This is a genomic window from Bradyrhizobium sp. CCBAU 51753 (assembly GCF_015291565.1).
In the GTDB taxonomy this organism is placed as follows: Bacteria; Pseudomonadota; Alphaproteobacteria; order Rhizobiales; family Xanthobacteraceae; genus Bradyrhizobium; species Bradyrhizobium ivorense.
In genome coordinates this window covers 2,200,797-2,224,788 of record NZ_CP030037.1, presented here as the reverse complement: position 1 = coordinate 2,224,788, position 23,992 = coordinate 2,200,797, and the positions used below count along the sequence as shown (strand labels likewise).

Here is a 23,992-nt window from a genome sequence, read left to right as displayed (position 1 = left end):
AACAAAGCCGCCCAGGCGGCAGCAGCCACCCGGCAGATAGCCGTCCGATTCGCGGCGGCCGCTGTTCTCAAGTATGCTCGTGGACAACTGCCTCGATCGAGTCGTTTGGCGACGCCGCGATGATACGGTCTGCAGCGGAGCGCGCGTATCTGGCTCGCCCGGCGGCGGCCAAATGTCCGCTGATCCACGCCAGCAGACCACCATTGTTATGTTTGGTCCCGGCATTTGCTGGAGCGGATTGAGCTTGAATCGTTCTGGCTGGGAAGTCTAGCATTTGCAGATGTATTTGTAAGGCGTGAGGCCCTTCAGGGTCTTCAGCCGCCGGGCGTAATTGTAGGCGGTGATGAAGTCGGCAGGTGAGCTTCGAGCTGATCGTGTCGATCGTAATGGTAGCGTTGGACGGTCGCTTCCTTGATCGTGCGGTTCATGCGCTCGAGCTGGCCATTGATCCAGGGATGCTTGATCTTGGTCAGCCGATGTTCGATCCCGTTCTCTTGGCAGCGCATATCGAACATATGTGTCACATATCTTGCCGTCGGGCCGTCCGCATAGCGCGGCGGGAACGTGAACAGGATCCCATTGTCGCTGAGAACCGTGTGGATCTTGTAGGGGACAGCCGCGGTCAGAGCTTCGAGGAAGGCCGACGCGGAGGTCCTTCCCATCTTCCTGACCAGTTGCACGATGGCGAACTTGCTGGTGCGATCGATGGCGACGTAGAGGTGGAGCTCGCCTTGAACTTTTTCTTCGAAGGCTTGCCGCCTTTGACCTCCGGCAATCGGCTGATGCCGTGGCGCTGGAGGCTGCGATGCAGGGATGACCGCGTCAGATGCGGGATGGTCGGCTGCAGCGCATAGAGGCAATCGTCGAGTGGCAGCAGCGTATGTCGCCGGAAAGCGACGATGATCGCATCTCCTCGATGGAAGGATGGTCGACTTGGCTTCCTTGGGGCCTGTCGAACGATCGGCGACGGTCTCGCACACCTTCCACTTCGCGACGGTCTTCTGGTTGATCCTCTAGGTGGTGTGGACACTTACCGCAGCCAGAGAATGATGGCTGCGAGGGTGACGACCGCCCGATAATTTCGAGCGGTCTTTTCGAAGCGGGTTGCGACGCGGCGGAATTGCTTGAGCTTTGAGAAGCAGCATTCGACGAGGTGGCGCTGGGCATAGAGATACTTGTCGAGCGGATGCTTGAGCGCTCGTGACGGGTTGTTGGGGATGACGGCGAGCGCGCCCTTGGCAGCGATGGCTTGGCGCAAGTGATCGGCGTCATAGGCCGTGTCGCCCATGACCACCTCGGCAGGCAACCCCTCGATCAATTCGGCAGCTTGCGGTGCATCGCCCTTCTGACCCGCGGTGATGGTGAACCGTACGGGACATCCCAAGCCGCGAACGGCCATATGTATCTTGGTGCTCAGACCGCCGCGCGAACGGCCAATCGCCTGATCTTCAGACCCCCTTTTTTGGCCCCGGCAGCATGCTGATGGGCTCGGACGATGGTGGAATCGACAATCAGATATTCGAAGTCCGGATCGTCGGACATCGCCTCGAAGATGCGGCACCAGACCCCTTTGGCGCTCCATCGACTGAAGCGCCGGAACACACTGTTCCAGTCTCCGAACGCCTCCGGAAGATCACGCCAGGGAGCGCCCGTACGCACAATCCAAAGCACACCCTCCACGAACATCCGATTGTCGCGGCCGGTCGAGCCCTTCTGGTCAGGCCGCCCTATGATCAGCGGCGCCATCCGCTCCCACGCCGCGTCGCTCAACACCAGCCGATCCATCACACCCAAGACTGCCTCCCCAAAAGCAGTCTTGAATCTGATTTGCCCCTAAAAGGGAATCCCTAGAGTCCACGCCACCTAGTGCTTGGCGAGCGTTCTCAGGCTCTCTTGACTATTTCGTATTGCTCGACGGACTGCCTCGGTCGTGGTGGCGCAGCCGTGTAAAACTTGTCCCATAGCGCATCCTTCGAATCGTGCGACAAGAATGCACCATCAAAGCTCGGGACTAAACGCCTAGACCAGGTCCTCATTTTGGACCGAATAGCGAACTGCAGGACATGACGACATAGGCGTCGCGCTGGGAAGTACATTGACGTGTTGCGCCTTGTCCATCGCCTAAAGCCGGATCGTCATGCCTTCATCGAGGATGGCAAGGCAGGCACGCGAAAAGTTGCGATGGTCGGCGGCAGTAGTCACGGCCGTCGGGGACCATGCAGAAAGAAAGGAGGCCGCTTTACCGTGATGCCGCCTTGCGTTTCACCCGCTTGATAGTGCCTGAGAAAGTAAACAATGTGCGCTCTCCGTCGGTCAATTGACCTCGTACGAAGATCAGCGAACCGCCGGCTCGGGTAATTTCGCCTGTTCCTACAATCAGATCGCCTTCGCGCCCGGTATCAATAAACTCGCCGGCGAAACTGACAGTCACGGCGGCCCCTTCCAGCACCGGCGAGGCGATCGCAAACAGGCAGTAGTCGGCAAAAGTCATTAAGCAGCCGCCATGGACGTTTCGGGAGCCATTGAGGTGCCTTTTCTGGATCCGGAAGGCGCAGCGGATACTGCCGTCCGGCTCCTGTCGGTGCCAGAAGGGACCGGTATGAGTAAAGAAGAATTCATGGCTCCAGGTCCGCCACCCCATGAACTCGCCCTCGGCGCCAACACGCAGGTGGGGGCGGTGAGAAGCTGCTGTTTTCGTAGCGTCGTGCAAGGAAAAAGGCCTTCAATTGCCGATCATTTTGCTCTCAAATCTGACATCGCGAAGGACAGCATCAACGGGTCTGGATCCAGTGTACCCCTAACCAGCTAAACGCACGCAAACTGCGATTTAGACTTCGGCCAGATAGCAGGATCGGCACCTATGCTACCTCGCCCTCATTTGATACCGCGTTTTGGGATTTGATGCAACAAAAATCAATGACCGGCGAGTGCCCGCTTCGTGCTGTCGGGACACAATGGACTTGCTAGACGACGCTATGCATGGAGTAGGTTATTTTCGATCGCCGCCGTACGGTTTGTAGCGTGCCGGTCCTTCGGTCTGCTAATAGCCCGTCGGTGGTTCGCGCCGATTAACTGCAAAACTTGGGATTGAGGTCGTCAAGCGGTGGTCCGATGCACAACCAGAGCAATTCGATGAGGGATCAGGCGAGGCGCTTCGGACGCCGGATAGAGCTGGAAGTGGGAGGCTTTGTTAAGGCGAGCGCCATGTCCATCGCCTGATCGATACGACTTTGCGTCTCCTCAAGAAATCCAGATGTCCCATTCCCAATATGCGTCGTAGCTTCGAAGGCCGCCTTCCAGTGCAACTTCATCTAGAATCGAAATCGTGAGTACTGAGACGACCACCGCTTTCAATCCCAGATTGACCAAGCCGCTCTTGCCGATCGGACGATGGCGTCTCGGATAGGCGTGGTATTCAGACCGAGTTCCTGCGCCACCGATCGCACGGTCAGTTTGCCCCCTGGCACCGTAGTCTCCCTCATCCCAAACGAATGTTCGGCTCCCACTTCCGCGCGCCCGACATATGCCGCGACCACGCGAAACTCGCGCCTTCGGCATCGCCAGCGCATTTCATGTCTGTGACTTTCAGGTCTGTGAATGTGACGGGATAGAGCGCGGACTCGCTCTGACAATCCGAAGCGATGGGCAGACCGAGTCGAGTCTCTGGAACGCATGGGCGTTAGATCTGGTCCCGCGAGACCTGTCGAAAGCAGCTCTTCAGGTCTTTCGCAAGCAATTAGCGGAGGCCCCAGCGCCAAACGGTTTTATCGTGAGCCCTCAGGCTCCGTGAACGCACCTACCAATTCTCATAATAGATGTCGTCATCGTTGACAAGTTCTCCAAATAGATGCAGACACTTATCCTCGAATTCCAGGTGTCGAGGCAGTGAGCGAGCCGCGACTTGGCAATGCGAGCGACTGATTGGAAACTGGATGGCCATTCTACAAACGGAAGCTCGAGGCGCGGTTCTAGTCGCGCAGTTCAATCACGCTAACACTCATAATCCAATGAGCATGGAACTGGAGAACGCGATTCGCTCCATATGTGGAGAGACAGAGGATAATCCTGCCATACGAGCTTTGGTATTGACAGGAGGGAATGACCGATCTTTTTGTGCCGGTGGTGATTTTAATGAGGTGGCCCAGATTTCCGGAGGCGGGGCGATCGAAGCATTAATCGACAGGTTGATTGATTTCTATTCTGCTATACTCAAAGTCACAAAGCCGACTGTTGCCGCAGTCGGCGGATACGCCATAGGCGTTGGCTTTCAGGTCGCGCTATCCTGCGATTGGCGCGTCGGATCGCCAGCAACCAAGCTACTCATGTGGGAACTGAAGCATGGGATCGCCTGTACAATCGGCGGCTATATGCTCGAGAGTTTCGTGGGCCGAGCGGCGATGTCTGATCTCATTTATGGGTGCGAGGCTGCTCCGATTTCGTGGGCGGCCGACCAAAAATTGCTTCACGAGGTGGTCGACTCGAGTAACCTTGTGGAGAAGGCTATCACGCGAGCGCAGATCCTCAGTGAATTTCCCGAAATCACTTTTCGGCGAACGAAGGAGACGGTAAATAGGCGGTTTGTCGCTGGTTTGCACGCTATCGCGCCTGAGGCGAAGGAAGCACATGTTGCGAGCACCGCGACTAGCGCCGTCCAACAACACTTAAAGCGCGTGCTAAGGCATTAACCAAAGCAGCACAACACGGTCGCAACGCATGTTGTTGGCATTCGGGTCGGAAGCTGACCGCGGCTCTACCGCCTAGCGTTCAACTTCGATAGTTTTGCGACCAACGAGACAATATCCGCTCGAGCATCCTCGTCCTTGATCTTTGTGAAAGCCGCGACAAGCTCGAGCACTTGCTTTGCCAGCTTACCCTTTTGCGCACCCACTATTGCAGAAACGCCCGAGAGTGGCGACGCTCGCCCGAGTGGTTTGTGTTGGTCGACATCGAAGAAATGTGAAATGGGCGTGTTCAGCGCCCGGGCAATTTCGTAAAGCCGACTGGCCGGCACTCTACTTGTTCCATTCTCGTGCTTCTGCAACTGCTGAAAAACTATGTCCAGTCGATTCGCGAGTTCCTTCTGGCTGAGGCCGACCCGCTTTCGCTGGCTTCGAATGCGCTCACCAATTCTCGCATCAAGATCGTTGTACGTCACGTTTAAGTCCGACCTTTGGTTTGATACATATTATCACATTTTCACGTAGGTCATTCAACTGAGCCTTTTCTGTTGCTTTATGCTGCGATGGGGAAGCATTCGCCGGACCAACTTCGGCAACACCCCGCAGATGCCACCTGCTTTCTGTCGCGAGTGACGAACCTGACGGGACCATCCTTGAAACGCCGTGGCCTCTGACAGAGCAGCCCGAAGCGTGCGAGACTGAAGGGCGCGAATATGTCTTCAGCGCCGAAAACTTTGGTGCACTACCCGCTTCAAGGCGAACACGACAGGCTACACACCAAAATGCCCGGCCTCCGAGAGTGATGCGGGCCTGGACAAGTGACGTGAACAGCCCTCTTCAACATTTCATCCCAGCCGACAATTGATGGGGAAGACGGCCCCGCTCCCTCGGCGCCGGCGATATACCGGCGATGTACGGAACCGCGAACAGGATCAGTGGATCAGTTACCAGCTGTTCTTGTGAACCAACTGAAGGGATTGGACCGGCAGGTCGATGCCATCGAGTGGGAACTGGCTCACATCCAGAGAGCAAATCCGACGGCGAAGTCGCTTTCCTCGATTCCCGGAATACTGGAGGGTTCAAATAGGTCCCACGTCGCAGATTTCGCCGCAAGCCCAGCGGGGGGAGCTATTTGAAGCCGGATTGAACGAAGCGGTGTCTTGTGAGCGCGGACCTATGGAGGCTCGATCCAGGCGCCGGTAGGTGCAATTGACCCGATATCGGGCCCGCGAGCGAGTGTGGCCACAGACGGTCGCTGGTGTTGGCAGCAAAGGATGTCGCCGTCGATAGCGTCGAACGGAGCGTCAAGCCCAGGCGGTTGACTATCGCCCGTTCGCCGGGCGTTGTGAGCGTGGGAACGTCGGTATGGCGATGCGTGCAATGGGAGCGAACAAGTCGAGGTCGTCGGTCATGATGTATCGCAGTGAGGTGCTGCGCGTCGCTGCGTTGGCGCATGCGGCACAGGCCCAATCTCGACCATGCGGCCTCCGCAGATGGGACACAAGTCGAGGCGGTGACCAAAGAGGATGGCGCAGCGTTCACGATAGTCGACAGCTTCGGCAGGCGGAGGTGGCTGCGGCGCCTCAAGCGCCGCTCGGATGCGCGTGAGTTTGGCGGCGCGGCAGGCGCTCGCCAGGAAGCTGAAATGACGGATGCGGCGGAACCCCTTCCGCAATATGTGGAGCAGAAAGCGACGAATGAACTCCTCAGTCTTGAGCGTCATTACTTTGGGTTTGTTGCCGGCGCGATAATCGTTCCACCGGAAGCGGACGCGGCCGTGCTCACAGCTAAGGAGCCGGCCGTTGACGATCGCAACGCGCTGGGTGTACAGCCCGAGATAGGCCAGAACCTGTTCTGGTCCGCCGAAGGGACACTTGGCGTAGACGACCCCCTCGATCTTGCGGAGGGCGTTCGGATGGCAGCCGAATGCTGCCGGTTCGACGAAGTGCGCGAGGTGGCCGAAGAACCGGAGCTTGCCGCTATCGAACGCCGCCTGCAGGCGCTCCAGGAATAGCCGACGGTACAGCCGTGAAGGACGCGAACGGGAAGAGGAAGAAGCCAGGGCGACGATGAACCCGGCTTCCATCAGGGGTGATCCCGCCGCCCGGCACGAGGCAATTGGCATGCGGGTGATGCGCCAGGGCCTGATCCCATATGTGGAACGGCCTGCGTGGCAAGAGTTTTTTCAGTCGATTTCACACATTGGAACGGTGCGGTCGTATGTCCGGCCTTTGCGCGCGGCACATGGCCGCGGGCCTCGATGAGATCCGCGACACGAGAAGCCAAATCAGGTATGCGCGCTTGATCGCATTGGGGCCAGCAGCTTCACTCGTCTCGGGATTTCGTCCCATGGGTTCATCGCCTGTTGTTGCACCTTGCCCTCTGCCGGCCTGCGCCGGTCAGCTCGTTTTGGCGGTCACTGCATCCATCAGACGGCGACCGCGGTGATCACCAGTGGGTCGGGACGCTGGTACGTGCCGCACTTGTTCAGAAGCGCCCAGATGATCCGCGCTGTCTTGTTGGCCTGCGCGACCGCTGCAACCTTGAACGGCCGCCTGGCGAGAAGCGCCTTCAACCACGGCCGCGTCCGAGCGTCGTTTCGGGCAACCCGCAAGACGGCTGTTGCCCCGACGACCAGGAGAGTGCCGAGTTCCGGATTTCCCATCTTCGATATTCGTCCCAGCCGGTGCTTGCCTCCGCTTGAATGAGACCGCGGCATCAATCCCAGCCAGCAGCAAAGTGGCGAGTTGACTTGAACCCGCCCGGATCCGGCCCAAGCGCCTTGATGGTTGCCGCCGTAATGGCGCCGACACCGGGGATCGTGGTCAACCGATGCATGTCCCCGTCGCGCTTGACCTCCACGACGATGGCGCGCTCGAGCCTGTCAATCTGGTCGGCTGACTCTTCGATCTCATCGGCAATAGCCATCAGGGCGAAGCGCGCTGCTGCGGGCAGGCGAGCATCTGTCTCGTCCCGCACGACCGCGACGAGCGCCTCAATCTTTACCAGGCCGCGTCGTTCGGTACCCAAAGGCACGCTCACGGATTGGAGGCGGGCTGAATCGAGGCCCTGCTCGAACGACGTCGCTATCGCCGTTGCAAACAAATTGGCTCGGATCATCTGGGCATCGTGACGATGGGAGATTTCTATCGCCCTAAGCTCGCGCTTGAGCTGCCGTTCATACTAGCCACCTTAAGGTGTGAGGCAACTGACAGCATAATGGAAACTGGCAGAGCCGGGGATCGAGCAAGCCCGACGAGCTTTAAGCGCAACTGCGCGCCACGTCGATGAGGCCTCGGTCCGCGATCTCCATCAGGGCCAGCACCATGGCTTCGGCCGCACGGAGCCGGAAGAGCCCCTTCTGATTGATCAGATGACACTGCGGCTTGAGCGGAACATGCAGGCGCCGATGGCCGAAGCGACGACGCTTCCGGGCGATCTCGGTCATCGTCTAAGCAGGCGGCAGCGTTAGCCCATCTCTGATGGTCATGCGACATTAGCCGCTGGGCTTTACACGCCGGCCGATCGCTCATCCCGAGAGCATCAACATGCTCAGGCTCTTGTCTTGGGAGAGCAAGTGTCAACCTGGGTTAGCTGCGCGTGGCACGGCCATCCTCCACGAGCCGAGGAGTCGCCGGACGTGACGAGTTTGACTGTCAGGACGAGATAGGCTTGCTCAAGTTTCTAACGAACGGAGCGCTTCGCGTTTTGTAACTGACTTACCCGATCTGGAAACGAGCATTAAACCAGGTGAAAAAATGCACTCACCCACAGCTAAATGCGCTCACCCACAACTACTGAGGGCGCGCTCACTCAGTCGAGCAATATGATTGCGCGCAGCAATCGAGATGGCGGAGCGCCTTGACACGTCATGCCATCGCACTCAACGACCAAGAGCTGTTATGAGCCCGGGTCTCCAAGACTCTGCGTCGTGATTCTTTGGATGTAGGATCGAGCGAATATGTACAGCGAGAGCGATGAGTCTCCTTCCAGAATTGGTAGGGGACTCTCTTTCTCGGTTACTGTATTCTTCGCCATTGAGCCTGACAAACGGCTCCCGATTAGAGCGCCGCAATTTGTAGCTGGCGGTGAAACCCGGAATAGGATGGTTCGAGACATGAGAGGTACTGCGAGTTCTCTGGAAGCCTACGTTAACGCGGGGACCCGAATATTGGAAATTCGCATGGAGAGCGGGGTAGGAAATGATACGACCGAGAATCAATTCACGCCGGTCAAAAGCGTTCCGAGAACCGCGGCCCATTACTACCCGGCGGCTCAGTTTCCGTTGACCGTCATTTGTCGGCAGAACACCGAATGCCGGTGGCACTAGTAGTTGCCGCAAAACTCTACTTGAGAGATTTGTGGCAAGCCCTCGATCAATCCGGGATTCATGTTGTTGCGGCGGAATTCGAGCGCAGCGTGTCTTTGGCCATCGAACATCAGCCGGATATCATCCTCGTAGCATCGCCGCCTATCGGAGACGCAGTGAACGCCTGCCAACGTCTTCTCGAGAACCCCTCAACAATAAACATTCCAATTTTTCTTAGCTCGCTGGGCGACAAGATAATCAATGATGCTTGTTCAATTTTTTTCAATACACCTACTCAAGCGAGACTTGACGACTTCCCGTCTCGGCAAACCGCAAGAGGCAAAAAAGGCGGGACTGCAGGGGACGCCGAATCTGCAGTTGACGTCAAAAGGCGCAGGCAACTGCTGAGCATGCTTGACCTGCTTCGCTACGCTGAAACTGAGATATCAAAGCTGGGTCTTGAAACATCGAGCGTGCTTTTGGGAGCGACCATCGCCGATGTCGCTGAGAATTTGGAATAGTGCACGGCAGATGTAGGGCTCTGCATGCGATTCTAGCTGCGGTTTGCCGCCAGCAGCTCATTCTGGACGATTTGGTAAAGCTCATGGCAAAGCAATGCAGATACAATTTCGAGCCTGGGCGGCCGAGGTACGAAACTAAGTATATGGGTTGCCGGCCTCATTAGCTGAGAGCAGGCACGCACGAGCTTAGCTGCTTTTCGCGATTCAATTTTGCCGAACTGATGGGTTTCATCGGGGTCCTGCACACTACATAGCTGTGCAAGTCATCATTTCGAATGTGAAACGCCCCGCGCGGCCGCTGCTCTTCTAGAACACTTGAAGCTATCGGATTCTCGAATTCTTATAATGAATGTTTTCTTTGATTGACCGATCTTATTATGGATGTACAGTCCCCGACCGTAGGCTCAAGTCGCTCACTTCGATCTGATCATACAAAGCTTCATGAGACTGCAAAGGAGCATGCGATGCCACCCAAAATCGGAGAAAGGAGGTTCCGGATGCCCGAAGAAATACTCAGAGTCGCACCGTTAGGCGCTTGGAAGCGCTCGGCAAGAAGAGAGCTTGGCTCACATTGCACGCGTCGCCGATCGCCTCAGGCTCAAGATCGGTTGCTGCGGTCTTTCGCCGATAATGCTGGACTTTGGAGTCCTATCGATGCTCATTGAGCAACTGCCACCCGAGCTGTGAAATATGCTCCGGCGAGCACCGCGCCGCTGTCTTCACCTCCCGAGCTAAAGTAAAGCGATCTCACTAAGAGACTGCAAGTGCTCCGGGGAACTGGCCTGATCATATAACCATCGCGTAGCGCCGGAGGCGCACGCCTGATGTCCGCACGACGAAGACCGTCATTGGCCCGACTCGTCGGTGCGATCCTTCCGATTTACATCGAGGTACACATGATTGCATTCAATCACCCGGGCGGCCACCATCCTTCCGTAGCGAAGCAGGGTCAGGCTGTTGCGAAGGATCTTTATGAGATCGGGGAAATGCCGCCAGTGGGTCATGTACCAAAGCATATGTACGCTTGGGTGATACGCCGGGAACGGCATGGTGATCCAGAGTGTGCGATGCAAGTGGAGGTCGTTGAGATCCCCTCAATAGGACCGCAGGACGCCTTGGTCATGATCATGGCGACTGGGATCGGCTACAATTCTATTTGGGCATCCCTTGGGAAGCCAATCTCACCCTTGGACATGCATCGGCACTCCTATCACATCTGCGGCGGAGAAGCCGCGGGAATCGTGTGGGCGGTCGGAGATCGCGTGAAGAAATGGAAGGTGGGTGACGAGGTGGTCATTCATTCCCATCAGGACGACGGCGATGATATCGAGTGCAATGGCGGAGACCCCATGTTCTCGCCTTCTCAGAGAATTTGGGGTTATGAGACTCCGGACGGATCGTTTGCGCAATTCGCGCGCGTTCAGCCGCGTCAGCTACTACCACGCCCAACACACCTGAGCTGGGAGGAGAGCGCGTGCTATACGGGCACGCTGTCGCCCGCGTATAGGATGTTGTTTGGTCATCCCCCACACGCCGTGCGACCAGGTCAGAACGTTCTAGTGTGGGGTGCGGCTGGCGGGCTTGGCTCGATGGCAGTCCAACTCGTAGCTGTGACCGGAGCGAACGCTATTGGCATCATATCTGACGAGTCGAAGCGTGACTATGTGATGTCATTGGGAGCCAAGGGCGTAATAAACCGAAAGGAATTCAACTGTTGGGGCCGGCTTCCGGATGTCCATGACACCGCTTACAGCGACTACATGAAGGAGGCGCGCCGTTTCGGCAGAGCCATTTGGGAGATTACAGGAAAGGGCACCGACGTCGACATCGTCTTCGAACACCCGGGAGAAATGACGTTCCCAGTCAGCTGCTACGTCGTGAAACGAGGCGGAATGGTTGTCTTCTGTGGTGGGACCTCAGGTTACAATTTGACGATGGACGCGCGGTTTGTCTGGATGCGACAGAAAAGAGTCCAGGGCAGCCACTTCGCCAATCCACATCAGGTATGGGAAGCCAATCGGCTTGTTGTGGAACAGCGGATAGATCCCTGTCTGTCCGAAGCCTTCCCATGGGCCGAGCTTCCGCGCGCGCACATGAAAATGTGGAGAAATCAGCATCAGCCTGGAAACATGGCGGTACTCGTCCAAGCAAGCGCGGCGCAGTCTATTGGCTGAATGAAGCAGGTTGGAACTAGCTAGGGGGACAGAGATGGCATGACTTCGAGATGTTCCAGCCGCTGGATTGGAGCCTCAGTAGGTCCAAGCGCCGGCCCCAGCGCACCGATTCAATTCGCTAAGAATTTCCGGCTAAACGTGGCCAGCGCCGTCTCCACCACGAGCGCGGTGAGTCCAACTTGCGGTTGGCACGGTCTGTAAGCCTGCCGGCAACAGAAGCTGTGCTTGGTTTGCATCTCACCGCCCGAGAGATCGCGGCCGAGCGCCAGTTGGTCGGCGACAATTACTGCAAGCCGCTCCGAGCGCTTCCCGAAGATTATATCCTTCAGCGTCTGCATCGCCACGCGCAGCTTCTCGTTCTCGGCGCAAGTGCGAGCAGCATCTCGGTCAAAGCCGTCGGATCGGTCGGGAGAGCATCACGGCGAATCGGCATATTCAGACGATGCATGCGCGCTCCATGCTCCAGCGAAATCCTCACCTCTCAGCCAACAACAACCGGCTGCTCCACGCAGCTTCGGCGAGAACCGCGTCCACTCAAGACCGCCTGAGCAGCATCGCGAGCTGCGTCGCACTGAGATGCACAACGCCATCGCGGCGCCACCTCGGAGATGTTCGCACCTCTCTCAAAGCTCTCCGCGACGATCCGAGCCTTCTCCTCGCCCGTCCATCGCCGTCGCCGGCGCTGCCCGGTGATCACCTCGACGCGACGATAGGAATCGCCGTCCTGCCCGGTATCAAACATGGCATTTACCATGGTCGTACCTCCACCGATCCGCTCATGCCAGGCTGTATCGCACCTAGCCGAGGGATAGCTAGTGGCGGCCTAACGTCGGTTACGATCATCGGGCGTCGCGATCTCATTTAGGCTCAAGTAGGTTCATGGTTCTGTTGGATGTTGCGGAGGTCGTGAGCGAATTGGGAGCGTTTAATCAAGACTCTTTGCATCGGGCTATGTGGCTCGCAAATCCGGTTCCGACGGTTGTCGGCTACGTAACGTCCATCTTTCGTACAACGACCGCTGATCCTTGTCGGGTTTCTGACAGCGGTAGAACGCCTGTCGAGTCCGCCCCGGCAGGCGCTTGAGTCCTGCTTTTTTCAAAGCACAATTATAGGCTTGAAGCACTTGAACGGCGGTGGCACGGCCGTTGCTATAAGGCAGCAACAACGAGTGAACGCAGCGCTTTCGGACTTTCAAGACGAGCGATGCTTTCCCGCCCCTAAATCCGTGAGAGCCGCCATGCCTGAGGCCTATATCTACGATCACCTTCGCACCCCACGCGGTCGCGGCAAGCCGGACGGCGCGCTGCACGAAGTGACCGCTTTGCGGCTCGCCACCGTGCCGCTAGAGGCGTTGAAGGAGCGCAACAATTTGCCGGAAGACTCTGTCGACGACGTCGTTCTCGGGATCGTCGATCCCGTCGGGGAAGCCGGGTCCGACATCGCGCGCTTCGCCGCGTTGAAGGCCGGCTTAGGCGCGGCCGTGCCGGGCGTACAGATCAGCCGTTTCTGCGCCTCCGGCCTTGATGCGGTGAATTTCGCTGCCGCCCAGATCATGAGCGGCCAGCACGAGCTCGTGATTGGCGGCGGCGCCGAATCCATGAGCCGGGTGGGCATCGGCGCCTCCGGTGGGGCCTTGCCGATGGATCCCTCTATCGCGGTGCCCGCATATTTCATGCCGCAGGGCGTCTCAGCGGACCTGATCGCCACCAAGTACGGTTTCTCCCGCGACGATGTCGATGCCTATGCCGTCCAGAGCCAACAGCGCGCCGGCAGGGCCTGGGGCGAAGGCCGCTTCAACAAATCGGTGGTGCCGGTGAAGGACGTCAATGGCCTCACGATCTTGGCCAAGGACGAGCACATGCGCCCGAACACGACCATGCAGTCGCTGGCGCAGCTGAAACCCTCCTTTGTCGAGGTCGCGCAGATAGGCGGCTTCGATGCGGTCGCGATCCAGTCGCATCCCGAGGTCGAGCGAATCAACTACGTGCACCATGCCGGCAATTCGTCTGGCATCGTTGACGGCGCGGGCGCGGTGCTGCTCGGCAGCAAGGACGCGGGCGCGAAATACGGCCTGAGAGCGCGCGCGAAAATCCGTGCCTTCGCCAATACCGGCTCCGAGCCGGCAATGATGCTTACCGGACCGGTCGACGTCACCAACAAGCTGTTCGAACGCGCCGGCATGAAGAAGTCGGACATCGACCTGTTCGAGCTTAACGAAGCCTTCGCCGCGGTGGTGCTGCGCTATATCCAGGCGTTCGAGATCGACAACGACAAGATCAACGTCAACGGCGGCGCGATCGCACTCGGCCATCCGTTAGGGGCGACCGGCGCGATGATCTTGGGCACCGTGCTCGATGAGCTCGAACGCACCAACAAGGCGACCGCGCTGGTGACGCTGTGCATCGGCGGCGGCATGGGCACCGCGACGATCATCGAGCGGGTGTTAGAATCGTAGGTACGCGCACCATTTTTTCGGAACCGCTTGTTGGTGGGCACGCTTCGCGTTGCCCACCTACCATCCAATTATTCGCCGCGCCTTATGGCTGCCGGCACCGAGGGAGCAACACATGGCCTTCAAGAACTTCAAAATCGACGCCGATGACGACGGCATCGCGCTGGTCACGTGGGACATTCCGGGACGTTCGATGAACGTGCTGGACGAGACGACGGTGGGCGAGCTTGAGCAAATCGTGAAGGAGACCTCGGCCGAGGCCGCGGTGAAGGGCGTCGTCATCACCTCCGGCAAGGAGGCGCTGTCCGCCGGCGCTGACTTCTCGATGCTGGACGGAATGAACCGCGCTTACGCGCAAGTGCTAAAGGAGAAGGGCGAGGTTGCAGCTAACCAGGTGCTGTTCGACCAGAGCCGCCGCTTCTCGTTGGTGTTTCGCGCCATCGAAACGTCAGGCAAGCCCTGGGTCGCCGCGATCAACGGGCTCGCGCTCGGCGGCGGCTTCGAGCTGACGCTTTGCTGCCATTACCGCGTCGCCGCCGAGAATCCACAGACGCGGCTCGGCCTGCCCGACATCAAGTTCGGCCTGTTGCCCGGCGCCGGAGGCACCCAGCGCGTGCCGCGCATCCTCTCCCCGCAGGATGCAATGCAGATCCTGCGGAAGGGCGAGACGATGGATCTTGCTCGCGCGAAGGCGCTGCAGCTGGTCGATTCCATCGTGCCGCGCGCCGAACTCATTAGGGCGGCCAAGAACTGGATTAAGGACGGCGGTAAGGCGGTGGCCCCCTGGGATGAAAAGGGATTCAAGCTGCCCGGCGGCCCAGTTTATTCCAAGGCTGGCATGATGATGTTCCCAGCCAGCAATGCGATCTACCGCCGCGAGACTTTCGACAATTATCCGGCTGCGCGCGCGGTGATGAGCTGCGTCTATGAGGGCCTGCAGCTGCCGATGGATGCGGCGTTGCGCGTGGAATCGCGCTACTTCGCGCAAATCCTGCGCTCGAAGGAAGCGCAGGCGATGATCCGCAGCCTCTTCGTGTCGATGCAGGGATTAAACAAGGGAGCGCGGCGTCCTCAGAACGTGCCGCCGATCAAGGTGAAGAAACTCGCCGTGATCGGCGCCGGTTTCGTCGGCGCGAGCGTTGGCTATGTGTCGGCGCGCGCCGGCATCGAGGTCATTCTGATCAGCCGCCACCAAGAGAGCGCGAACAAGGCTAAGATGCATGCCAAAGCAGTGTACGACGATCTAATCACGAAAGGCCGCGCCACGGAACGCGATCGCGACGCGGCCCTCTCTCGCATTACCGCCACCACTGATTATGCAGCCATTAAGGATTGCGACCTCGTGATCGAGTCGGTGTTCGAGGATCGCAGGGTTAAGTCCGACAGCTATGCAAAGGCGCAGCCGCTCCTGAAAGAGGGCGCGATCTTCGCCTCTAATACCTCGACTTTGCCAATCAGTTCGCTCGCCGAAGAATTCAACGATCAGACACAATTCATCGGGATCCACTTCTTCTCTCCGGTAGAAAAGATGATGCTGGTCGAGATCGTTCTCGGCAAGAACACCAGCGAAGTCACACTCGCGACCGCGCTCGACTATGTCGGGCAGATCGGCAAGACGCCCATCGTCGTAAACGATTCCCGCGGCTTCTTCGCCAACCGTTGCGTGGCGCGCTATATCTCCGAAGGCAACGAGATGTTCTTGGAGGGCGTGCCGCCAGCGATGATTGAGAATTGCGCTAAGATGGCGGGTATGCCGGTAGGGCCACTCTCATTGTCCGACGAAACCGCGCTTGATCTCCGCTTGAAGATCATGAAGGCGACGGAAGCCGATCTCGGTCCGAGCGCGATCGACCAGTCGGATAAAAAGCTGATGGTCGAGCTGGTCGAGAAGCAGGGCCGCTTCGGCCGCAAGAATGGCAAAGGCTTCTATGATTACCCTGAGAAGGGCAAGGGCCGGAAGAGCTTGTGGCCAGGGCTTGCCGACCTGCAGCCCAAGCATCTTGATCCCGATACGCTCGACGTCGAGGAGCTGAAGCAGCGCTTTCTGGTGGTGCAGGCCGTGGAAGCCGCGCGTACGGTCGAGGATCATGTGATAGTCGATCCGCGCGAGGCCGATGTCGGTTCGATCCTGGGCTTTGGCTTTGCGCCCTTCACTGGCGGCACGCTTTCCTATATTGACTTCATGGGAACGAAGAAGTTTGTGGAGCTCTGTAACAAGCTCGAGGTCAAATACGGCCCTCGCTTCACGCCGCCGAAACTCTTGGAGGAGATGGCCGCAAAAGGCGAGACTTTCTATGGCCGCTTCCCGCCGCAGCCGGTTGCCACGTAGTTTCGATAAGGATACGGCTAAGGGCCAGACGAATAGGTACGGTCCACGCTATCGTTCCCCCGCCCCTTGTTTCTAAGAAGACTCTCGGTAGATTGAACCACGCCTGCTTGGGTCCCAGAGTCGAAATGCAGCGCATCTGACTAACGCGATGCTACGCTACACCTATGCCGTTCCGGAGTTATTCTGTTCTAGTGTCCTAAGTCATAAGTCCGCATGCCCTGCTAAGACAACAGCGATGGAGCATTGAACAGCGCCGCAACTAGCCCCCTGATCCCAAGCGATGAGGAGCGCGCTGAGTTGAAGGCGTTGCCGGGTCGCCGCAAGACGGTCCACGCCCTGGCGTCGGGGCCCGGATCTTTCTGGCCTGTGCGCAAGGTAGCCAGAACAAGGAGGTGGCGGCGAAGCTCAGTGTAGTCGAGATGACGGTCGGCAAGTGGCGTCAGCGCTTTGTACAGAAACGCCTGGAGGGCTTGCGCGACCAGCCAAGGCTCGGAGCCCGCTGGAGATCAATGATGTCGTGCATCGAAGCCACCATCGTAAGGACCTTGGAAAGCCTTCCAAAGGAGGCTCCCCACTGGAGTTCGCGCGGCATGGCCAAGGAAAGTGGACTGTCGGTCCCAGGCGTGCAGTGCACCTGGCGAGCCATCGGTTTGCAGCGTCATCGCATGGAGACTTTCAAGCTCTCGACCGACCCGGATTTCGTGCCAAGGTGCGCGATATGGTCGGCCTCTACGTCTGCCTGCCCCGGCATGTCGTCGTCCTGCGTGTGGACGAGAAGTCCCAAATCCAGGCGCTCGACCGTAGCTAGCCCATGTTGCCGATGCGCCCTGGTCAGTCCGCGCGCGTCGCAGCCACGACTACACGCGTCACGGCAGACCTCACCCTTCGCAGCGCTCGATATTGCGAGGGGCAAGGTCATCGGCAAATGCTATGCCCGTCACCGTACCGCAGAGTTCCGTAAGTTCCTCGACGAGATCGAGGCCGCTGTCCCGCGCGGTCTCGATGTCCATCTCGTCATGGACAACTACGCCAAGGCCCACTGATCCGCAACTGGCTCACCAGACGGTCGCGCTGGCATGTCCATCTCACCCCCATCAGCTCGTCCTGGCTCAATAAAGTCAAGCGCTTCTTCGCACGCCCATCACTGAAGAAGACCCGGCGGCATCTATCGCAGCGTCTGAACTCTGCCCGCAGAAATTGTGGACTTCATCAGTCACCACAATGCCGATCCCAAGCCATTCAAATAGACCCACTCTACCGACGACATCCTCGCTTTCATCGAGCGCTTCTGCCGATACAATTTCTCAAACCCAGGCATCTAGTATCACGAATTTCTGGTTGATGACACTAGAGGGCACGACGCGTTCGGACATCGTTGTTCACAGCCACGACCTGATAAATTGGATATCCTGTCACCGAGCGCTGGGTCCACGACCCGTATTTCCAGTGTATTCACCCGCGAAGAGTTCTTCCAACATGCGTTCCCGCACGAGCGCTCAGACCTGAGCCACTGGCGCAAGCGGCTCGGCGACAAGCTGAATCGGCATTGGCCGAGAGCCCGCGGGTGGCGCACGGGGCCGGCGCGTAGCGTGACAAAGACCTGGCGCGGTGGCGGTTGATACCACGATGCAGCGAATCACCGTCCGACCGATGCCAAGCTACTGCATGCGGCGATCAAGGGTCTGCCCCGACTGGCGACGAAGCATGAGGTTAGGTTGCGGCAATCCTATGCTCGGATTGCCAAGAACGTGGCGACGATGGCTTCGGGCTACGCCCATGGCAAACAGCTTAAGCGGCAGCTGCGCAGTCGGCTCGGCCGGATCATCCGCGGCATCCGTCGCAAGGTCGAAGGTCGGCCAGTCCTCGAGGAGGCATTCGTCCTGCCGCTGGGACGGGACTCCAGATCCGGTCGCAGCAACAGCGCGGGCGCGGCTGGAAATTCTATTTCTTCCACGCCCCCGAGGTCGCATGCATCGACAATGCAAGGCCGCCCGCGCCCCTACGAGTTCGGAGTCAAAGCCTCCATCTCTCCAATAATCGGCCTGCCGCAAGCGGCCAGTTTGTGCTGCACGCCAAGGCGCTGGCGGACAACCGATACGACGGTCAGTGTGCCAAGTCATCGACGATACCGAGACACTGACCAGATGTGCGATCGAGCGAGCCCAACGTCGACACAGGATACCGTGGCCATGACGAAATCCACGCCGCGTCTTCATCTCAGAAACGCGGCGTCTTCGGCGCATCAAACGCGAGCTGCGACGCCGATCTGCCATCGAGCCCGTGATCGGCCACCCGAAGGTCGAAGGCCACCTCGCCCCCCCTGCTATCTCAAGGGCCGCGCCGGCAATGCCGCCAACGTCCGCCTGTCAGCCGCAACTTCCGCCGCATCTTCACATGGCTGAGCAATCTTTTGCGTTTCATGCTCTACGACGCAACTCCAGCCGAAAAACAATCCGGCTTGTTAACGGACGACTTAGATAGCCGGTCGCGGGTTCTAATACAGGTTGACGACGCAGGCAGGGATACGGGCGCACCACCTGATCCACGGCGCAAAGCCACAATTCGGCAAGGGCAAACGGATTCACTTAGCTTCTAATCGGACATTAGCTCATTCGGAAAGTGTCAGATCATCCTTGTGAACGATCTGCTCAAGCTTACGACAAGAAAATGGGGGGCGCGCTTCTATTCCGAAGCGCCAAGTGATGCAGCGCAGCTCTGTACTGGAATAGATTGAAAGACCTCGAGCAACTTCTAGGCCGTGAACGTCGCGTATGACAACAGCATCGCCGCGGGCAAAATCTCCATGAGATGATATTACTCCTACGACATAAAGGCTCCTGCCTAGTCGTAGCTGTGTCACTGCCGAATTGTTAATGACGAGAACGCCGGCTGGTTTCAATGTGCCCGCGATCCAGGTTTTTCGGGCGATACGTGCAGCAGTGGAGGGATGAAACCAGGTACAAGCCTTACCGGCGTCAATAGCTGAGAGAGGATGCGCATCCCGACCATCCGCAATTATCACCGTGCATCCAGAGGCAAGGGCCATACGCGCGGCGACCAGCTTTGTTACCATGCCGCCAGAGCTGTAGCCAGACCGCGCGCCAGTGGCCATGCGTTCAATTTCCGGCGTCAAATCATGTATCTCTTTTATCAAAATGGCAGTCGATGACGTATTTGGATCTGCCGAGTAAAGGCCAGCCACGTTGGACAGAAGCACCAACGCGTCGCTTCCAATCAACCGTGCAGCGCGGGCGGCAAGCCGATCATTGTCACCGAAGCTCGCTGTGCTCCCCGTTATAGCGTCGTTTTCGTTGACCACAGGGACTGCTCGTAAACTCAGTAGCTTGATTAGGGTTGCGCGGACGCTGAGCAGACGCTGCCGTTCGGTAGTGTCATCTAGAGTGAGTAGAAGCTGTGCTGTCGTCAACCGAGATCGCCCAAATGTTTCCTTGTACATTCTGGCAAGGTGCATTTGCCCGACCGCAGCGGCAGCCTGCCGGTCTGCTCTCGACAGCGTTTTCTGATGTAGATCAAGAGCATATCTTCCAATAGCGACTGCGCCCGACGAAACCACAGCGACATCTTGGCCACGCCCACGGAGCCGCGCGACATCTTCGGCTAACATCTCAAGCCATGACTCTCTAATTTTGCCGCTGGCTGAGTCGACGATGAGAGCCGAGCCGACCTTCACGACAATGCGCCGCGCGGAAGCAAGGAGTGGTGGGAGCTCGGTGGGATACATGCGAGTTGGTTCCTTCGCTTGAGAGTTCGAATCCCATCACAGGCGTGGATCGATTAAGATCCTCATTAGGCATGGCTTACCCAGTTTAGGTTGCAACAAGCGAGCGATAGTCACCGTCATGGCCAGTTCTTGACGAGGTGTTTCTCTCCTGCACTTCCGCCATTCTCATCACACAACTCGTGCAAAATAAGCCTCGGCGAACTTGCTAAGGAACTTCTTTGAGGGCGCGGCCGCGGCTCGCCCCCTAGATCGGCCCCCAGCTCTCCGCCAGCACCCAGCAACGACCGTGCCAAAACTCAGAAAGAATGAGCCGGCTTGAAGGCGGATACTGCGCTCGGCTCCCCGGACTGTTAGCCTAGACTTGACAGCGCAATACAGATGCTCGCGTCAGGATCCTATTGGAAAAGAACAATGCCGCACCATCCGCAGCTGCTCGAAACCTCGAATTTAGTTCGTGCGGAGTCGCCCGGAGTCTGCCGGCGGCAGTGAGCCGGGCCATAACGGCAAAACTATCCAGTTCGACTGGATTTACTCGAGCCGCGTTTGGTATCCTTTTGCTATCTCGACGTTTCTCGCCTAGGGCCAGCTGCTTTCGCGGGACGCCCAAGAAACTAGTCTTAGGCGACTAGGATGATTCTGCTCCATCTTCGTCGTGCCAACTTGTCTACCAGACCCCTGATGTCGTAAATCGGACGAGAGCAACACGGCCATCCCACAGAGGCGCTGAGACTTGCAGATCAGTGCGGCGCTTGGCCTCAGTTGCACCACTGCGCTGAGGACGGAGAAGGCATTCCACCTCTTAGTCTACGAAAGCGCACAGAGCCGACTACGATATCCCGCGGCCTCACTCGTCGCCGAAGTACCTGATCCCCGCGGCCTATGCCGCACACTTCTCCGCAACGGACGATCGGCTGCGCAACCCCGACCAGCTCCGCCGATCGTCCGTTGCTCCACTCGAGCCACTTGGCGTACAAACTGCGAGACTCGAACTGCTGCTGGATGAAACCTCAGTGGCAGGTCATTGCAGTCCCACACTTCGATGAGAAGGCACCAAATCAAAATCTAGATTTGCACCCTTCGCAAAATGGGCTACCGCCAGCCACGAAGGTTGGGAGACAACCGAAGTGAAAGGCATGCAATGCCACGATCCAAGTTCTTCCCGAATACATCTAGGAGCCGGTGATCTTCCCCCGAAAAAATGGACAGGGTTAAGCTTCTTTTAGCTCTATCTCGATCGGGCTGATAAAGCCGATGGCGGAGTGACGACGAGTTCGATTGTAGAAGCCCTCAATATAGGCAAAGATATCTCGTGTGCTTCTGCCCGTGTTGCATAGTGCCTTTGGTGGACGAGCTCCGTCTTGAGCGTGTGAAAGAAGCTCTCCATCGGAGCATTGTCATAGCAGTCGTCCTTGTGGCTCATCGACGGCCTGAGGCCGGCGGATTGCATCAGCTTGGGGTACTCCGCTGAGGCATATTGAACGCCACGATCGGCATGGTGGATCAGGCCGGCACTTGGCCGCTGCGCCGAGATCGCCATCCGCAAGGCTGCCAAGGGCAGGTCGGCGCGCAAATGATCCGCCATTGCCCGGCCGAAAATCCTCCGGCTGTACAGGTCCATGACAGCGGCCCGATAGAGGTAAGCGCTTCACCGATCCCCTATGGGGTTGGGCTTGACGCCTTTCGGAGCCTCCATGGCATGAGGTCCTCGATTGCGCTGTGCGGGTGACCGTCGAGGATGGCCGTGAGCGTCTCGGCGATGTATGCAACTGGGTTGACGTCGTTCAGTTTGAAGGTTGCGACGATGGACGAGAGCAGTGCCCAATCTTCGGCACAACTTCATTGCCGGCGAAGAGCGCGTTTTTTCTGGTCAGGCAAATCGGCCTGATGGCGTTTTCAACCGAGTTGGTGTCCAACTCGAGACGGGCGGAGGAAGCGGGTGATGCTCTGCCAATGGGCGAGCCCGTAACGGATGTCTTCAGCCCGTGTCGAGCCTGAGGAGATCATCGACAGTTGTTTTTCGAGCCACGGTTTCAGGGCGGCGATAATCGGCGCCGAGTGCTCCCGTCGAGCAGCGAGCCAGACTTCCGGCGACGAGCCGCGCACGGTCGCCTCCACAGAGTAAAAGGCTGCGATCTGCCGCACGGCGACCTCAGCGATCGGGGACTTGGTGTTGCGCGTCAGCTTGACAAAGCGTCGACGCAGATGGCTCCAGCAATGCACGAGCGCCGATGGTCCTTGGGGCCGCTCGATGCGCGTCAGCCGATCGTGGCCCTCATAGCCGTCGCATTGCAGGAACCGCCCGCGGAAGTTCTGCAGGAATCGCTTGGCATGCTCACCGCTCCGGCCCGGCGCATAGCCGAACAGCACGATCGGACCTTGGCCAGCATGGCCGCGATCATCGCACGCCATCGCCCAGAAGAAACCCTTCTTGGTTGTGCGTCGTCCCGGATTGAGCACCGGGCGCCGTGGTTTCGTCCATGAACCGACGATCCGCCGCGGCCAGGTGCTTTCGCATGTGATCGGCGATCGCCGTAAGGTGGAAGCAGGCCAGGCCAGCCCAATTGCCCAGCGTCGCGCGACCCAGTCGGCCCCCGTTGACGGCCATCGATCTCTGCTTTGCCGATAGAACGGCAAGTGATTGCCGAACCTGGCGACGATCACCTGGGCAATCAGTGCCTCGGTCGGCAGTCCGCCTGGCACCACGCGCTCCGGTGCGTACGCCTGCACAACGGAGTTCGCGCAGCGCCGCCAGGCGTATTTCGGGCGGCACGTGACCAGGACACGCAATTGCGCCGGAATCAGATCAAGCCGTTTGCTGATGTTCTCACCGATCTTCGCCATCTCGCCGCAGCCGCACTGGCACAGCCTGCTCTTCGGCTCGATGATCTGTTCCACCCGCGTCAGGTGCGCCGGCAGCCGCCTGCGGTTGCGCTGAGGCGCACCAGATCGGCCGTCCGAACGGCCCTTGGCCGACGATGACTTCCAGCCGGCGCCGCGCCTCCTCGGACGCGGCCAAAGCCATTTTCGTCTCGACCAGGAGAGCCTGCAAACGCTCGCTTTCTTTCTGGAGAGCAGTAAGGTCCACGCGCCAAGTCGAACACATAAGCGCGACAAATTCCACTTGCTGCGACGCTCATGAGCCACTCTGCCGCAGTCACCCCGCAAGCTGCGGACGTCGCGCATGCTCAGGCCGGACCAATTGCCAATCCAACCGCTCAAACAAGGCGGCGAGCATCGCCGGTGAGATTCACATCACGCCGTCGCAAATCTGAGGCCATGCAAACCTTGGCGCCCTTGAGCCGCTTGTGCACCAGCACCAGTGCGATCCCAGATCAAAATCTTGATTCTGTCGGCGCGTTTGGCGCGGAACACAAACGCTGCGCCACTGTACGCATCAAAGCCGTGCATCTCCTGCACTGCAGCCGCGACCCCGTCGAGACCGCGGCGGAAATCAACGGGTCGTGTCGCCACGTAGATCTTCAGATCGCGCCCGGTGCCAACCATCGCGATGCCCGGACCGCTCTGATCATTTCCGACAGCTGCTCGACATCAACCGCCGTTTGGGATCACTATGTCGCCGATTACGATTTCCCCCCTCGCTGGACAGCCTTCAAGGCTCGCGCTGGCGCCGATGTGGCATCAACCATCAGGGGCGCGAACGATGCCGCCTCGCTCTCTGGCAGCGCCAGTTGACTGTGCCGGAGCCGCCGACGCCAATCGTAAGCCTGCCAGTGTGTTGCGCCATGCTTGCGCGCCAGCGACGCCGCCTCAGCTCCCGGCAGCTGG

General features: G+C 58.7%; 18 protein-coding genes and 7 pseudogenes. 8 read left to right on the top strand and 17 right to left on the bottom strand.

Going from position 1 to position 23,992, the window contains the following annotated elements:
• Nucleotides 1–207: 207 nt before the first annotated feature.
• The 3 genes and pseudogenes from XH93_RS10070 to XH93_RS10060 all read right to left on the bottom strand — a co-directional run.
• Nucleotides 208–1,010, bottom strand: a pseudogene (locus XH93_RS10070) (integrase core domain-containing protein); the annotation flags it as partial.
• Nucleotides 1,011–1,030: 20 nt separating this feature from the next.
• A protein-coding gene (locus XH93_RS10065) for an IS5 family transposase (protein ID WP_139860511.1) occupies nt 1,031–1,794 on the bottom strand; the annotation gives its coding sequence in 2 pieces (ribosomal slippage) (nt 1,031–1,456 and nt 1,459–1,794; 762 coding nt in all).
• A 445-nt stretch (nt 1,795–2,239) separates the two neighbouring features.
• Nucleotides 2,240–2,710, bottom strand: a complete 471-nt coding sequence (locus tag XH93_RS10060; RefSeq protein WP_246799550.1) for a PaaI family thioesterase — start codon at nt 2,708–2,710, stop codon at nt 2,240–2,242.
• Nucleotides 2,711–3,932: 1,222 nt separating this feature from the next.
• On the opposite strand from XH93_RS10060, the gene XH93_RS10050 reads away from it, so the two are divergent.
• On the top strand, nt 3,933–4,685 hold the full coding sequence (locus XH93_RS10050) for an enoyl-CoA hydratase/isomerase family protein (RefSeq protein WP_194473367.1): 753 nt from the start codon (nt 3,933–3,935) through the stop codon (nt 4,683–4,685).
• Nucleotides 4,686–4,750: 65 nt separating this feature from the next.
• On the opposite strand, the gene XH93_RS10045 is transcribed toward XH93_RS10050, so the two are convergent.
• From XH93_RS10045 to XH93_RS10030, 5 genes and pseudogenes are all read right to left on the bottom strand, one after another.
• A complete protein-coding gene (locus XH93_RS10045; RefSeq protein WP_194473366.1) occupies nt 4,751–5,155 on the bottom strand; it encodes a helix-turn-helix domain-containing protein in 405 nt (134 codons plus the stop codon).
• A gap of 932 nt (nt 5,156–6,087) precedes the next feature.
• Complete coding sequence (locus XH93_RS10040; RefSeq protein WP_256436601.1) at nt 6,088–6,765, bottom strand: transposase; 678 nt, start codon at nt 6,763–6,765, stop codon at nt 6,088–6,090.
• Between the two features lie 342 nt (nt 6,766–7,107).
• On the bottom strand, nt 7,108–7,254 hold the full coding sequence (locus tag XH93_RS42190) for a hypothetical protein (protein WP_246799777.1): 147 nt from the start codon (nt 7,252–7,254) through the stop codon (nt 7,108–7,110).
• Nucleotides 7,255–7,329: 75 nt separating this feature from the next.
• Nucleotides 7,330–7,517 (bottom strand): annotated as a pseudogene (locus XH93_RS42185) (transposase); the annotation flags it as partial.
• Nucleotides 7,518–7,941: 424 nt separating this feature from the next.
• The gene (locus XH93_RS10030) at nt 7,942–8,127 is read right to left on the bottom strand and encodes a hypothetical protein (RefSeq protein ID WP_194473365.1); all 186 of its coding nucleotides are present in this window, start codon (nt 8,125–8,127) and stop codon (nt 7,942–7,944) included.
• Nucleotides 8,128–8,993: 866 nt separating this feature from the next.
• Between XH93_RS10030 and XH93_RS10025 the strand changes: the two genes are divergently transcribed.
• On the top strand, nt 8,994–9,509 hold the full coding sequence (locus XH93_RS10025) for a hypothetical protein (RefSeq protein ID WP_194473364.1): 516 nt from the start codon (nt 8,994–8,996) through the stop codon (nt 9,507–9,509).
• An 896-nt stretch (nt 9,510–10,405) separates the two neighbouring features.
• Complete coding sequence (ccrA, locus tag XH93_RS10020; protein WP_194473363.1) at nt 10,406–11,683, top strand: crotonyl-CoA carboxylase/reductase; 1,278 nt, start codon at nt 10,406–10,408, stop codon at nt 11,681–11,683.
• A gap of 110 nt (nt 11,684–11,793) precedes the next feature.
• On the opposite strand, the gene XH93_RS42180 is transcribed toward ccrA, so the two are convergent.
• Nucleotides 11,794–12,027 (bottom strand): hypothetical protein, encoded by a 234-nt coding sequence (locus XH93_RS42180; RefSeq protein ID WP_246799549.1) that lies wholly within the window; start codon nt 12,025–12,027, stop codon nt 11,794–11,796.
• Between the two features lie 137 nt (nt 12,028–12,164).
• Entirely contained in the window at nt 12,165–12,425 is a 261-nt protein-coding gene (locus XH93_RS10010; protein WP_246799698.1) for a transposase, read from the bottom strand.
• Nucleotides 12,426–12,920: 495 nt separating this feature from the next.
• Between XH93_RS10010 and XH93_RS10005 the strand changes: the two genes are divergently transcribed.
• The 4 genes and pseudogenes from XH93_RS10005 to XH93_RS09990 form a co-directional block, all read left to right on the top strand.
• Nucleotides 12,921–14,138, top strand: a complete 1,218-nt coding sequence (locus XH93_RS10005; RefSeq protein WP_194475075.1) for an acetyl-CoA C-acetyltransferase — start codon at nt 12,921–12,923, stop codon at nt 14,136–14,138.
• Nucleotides 14,139–14,250: 112 nt separating this feature from the next.
• Nucleotides 14,251–16,464, top strand: a complete 2,214-nt coding sequence (locus XH93_RS10000; RefSeq protein ID WP_194473361.1) for a 3-hydroxyacyl-CoA dehydrogenase NAD-binding domain-containing protein — start codon at nt 14,251–14,253, stop codon at nt 16,462–16,464.
• Between the two features lie 243 nt (nt 16,465–16,707).
• Nucleotides 16,708–17,711, top strand: a pseudogene (locus tag XH93_RS09995) (IS630 family transposase).
• A gap of 164 nt (nt 17,712–17,875) precedes the next feature.
• Nucleotides 17,876–18,889 (top strand): annotated as a pseudogene (locus XH93_RS09990) (IS5/IS1182 family transposase); the annotation flags it as partial.
• A gap of 183 nt (nt 18,890–19,072) precedes the next feature.
• On the opposite strand, the gene proB reads toward XH93_RS09990, so the two are convergent.
• The gene (gene proB / locus XH93_RS09985; protein WP_194473360.1) at nt 19,073–20,206 is read right to left on the bottom strand and encodes a glutamate 5-kinase; all 1,134 of its coding nucleotides are present in this window, start codon (nt 20,204–20,206) and stop codon (nt 19,073–19,075) included.
• Between the two features lie 821 nt (nt 20,207–21,027).
• On the opposite strand from proB, the pseudogene XH93_RS42175 reads away from it, so the two are divergent.
• A pseudogene (locus XH93_RS42175) lies at nt 21,028–21,249 on the top strand (hypothetical protein); the annotation flags it as partial.
• A gap of 165 nt (nt 21,250–21,414) precedes the next feature.
• Here XH93_RS42175 and XH93_RS09975 read toward each other — a convergent pair.
• From XH93_RS09975 to XH93_RS43010, 6 genes and pseudogenes are all read right to left on the bottom strand, one after another.
• A pseudogene (locus tag XH93_RS09975) lies at nt 21,415–21,845 on the bottom strand (IS3 family transposase); the annotation flags it as partial.
• Nucleotides 21,846–21,862: 17 nt separating this feature from the next.
• Nucleotides 21,863–21,964, bottom strand: coding sequence for a hypothetical protein (locus XH93_RS42170; protein WP_246799697.1), 102 nt, complete (start codon nt 21,962–21,964; stop codon nt 21,863–21,865).
• A gap of 23 nt (nt 21,965–21,987) precedes the next feature.
• A pseudogene (locus XH93_RS42165) lies at nt 21,988–22,606 on the bottom strand (IS66 family transposase); the annotation flags it as partial.
• Nucleotides 22,602–22,811 (bottom strand): transposase, encoded by a 210-nt coding sequence (locus XH93_RS42705; RefSeq protein ID WP_256436640.1) that lies wholly within the window; start codon nt 22,809–22,811, stop codon nt 22,602–22,604. The gene XH93_RS42705 and the pseudogene XH93_RS42165, both read right to left, overlap by 5 nt.
• Before the next feature lie 647 nt (nt 22,812–23,458).
• Nucleotides 23,459–23,710, bottom strand: a complete 252-nt coding sequence (gene tnpB / locus XH93_RS43015; RefSeq protein ID WP_194473358.1) for an IS66 family insertion sequence element accessory protein TnpB — start codon at nt 23,708–23,710, stop codon at nt 23,459–23,461.
• Between the two features lie 77 nt (nt 23,711–23,787).
• The gene (locus tag XH93_RS43010) at nt 23,788–23,988 is read right to left on the bottom strand and encodes a hypothetical protein (RefSeq protein WP_371815111.1); all 201 of its coding nucleotides are present in this window, start codon (nt 23,986–23,988) and stop codon (nt 23,788–23,790) included.
• Nucleotides 23,989–23,992 lie beyond the last annotated feature (4 nt).

Bases quoted from the DNA above. Each gene is read 5' to 3' on its own strand.
- XH93_RS10050 (WP_194473367.1), top strand. From the start codon at position 3,933: ATGGCCATTCTACAAACGGAAGCTCGAGGCGCGGTTCTAGTCGCGCAG.
- XH93_RS10040 (WP_256436601.1), bottom strand. From the start codon at position 6,765: ATGGAAGCCGGGTTCATCGTCGCCCTGGCTTCTTCCTCTTCCCGTTCG.
- XH93_RS10030 (WP_194473365.1), bottom strand. From the start codon at position 8,127: ATGACCGAGATCGCCCGGAAGCGTCGTCGCTTCGGCCATCGGCGCCTG.
- XH93_RS10025 (WP_194473364.1), top strand. From the start codon at position 8,994: ATGCCGGTGGCACTAGTAGTTGCCGCAAAACTCTACTTGAGAGATTTG.
- ccrA (WP_194473363.1), top strand. From the start codon at position 10,406: ATGATTGCATTCAATCACCCGGGCGGCCACCATCCTTCCGTAGCGAAG.
- XH93_RS10010 (WP_246799698.1), bottom strand. From the start codon at position 12,425: ATGTTTGATACCGGGCAGGACGGCGATTCCTATCGTCGCGTCGAGGTG.
- XH93_RS10005 (WP_194475075.1), top strand. From the start codon at position 12,921: ATGCCTGAGGCCTATATCTACGATCACCTTCGCACCCCACGCGGTCGC.
- XH93_RS10000 (WP_194473361.1), top strand. From the start codon at position 14,251: ATGGCCTTCAAGAACTTCAAAATCGACGCCGATGACGACGGCATCGCG.
- proB (WP_194473360.1), bottom strand. From the start codon at position 20,206: ATGTATCCCACCGAGCTCCCACCACTCCTTGCTTCCGCGCGGCGCATT.
- XH93_RS42705 (WP_256436640.1), bottom strand. From the start codon at position 22,811: ATGGCCGTCAACGGGGGCCGACTGGGTCGCGCGACGCTGGGCAATTGG.
- tnpB (WP_194473358.1), bottom strand. From the start codon at position 23,710: ATGGTTGGCACCGGGCGCGATCTGAAGATCTACGTGGCGACACGACCC.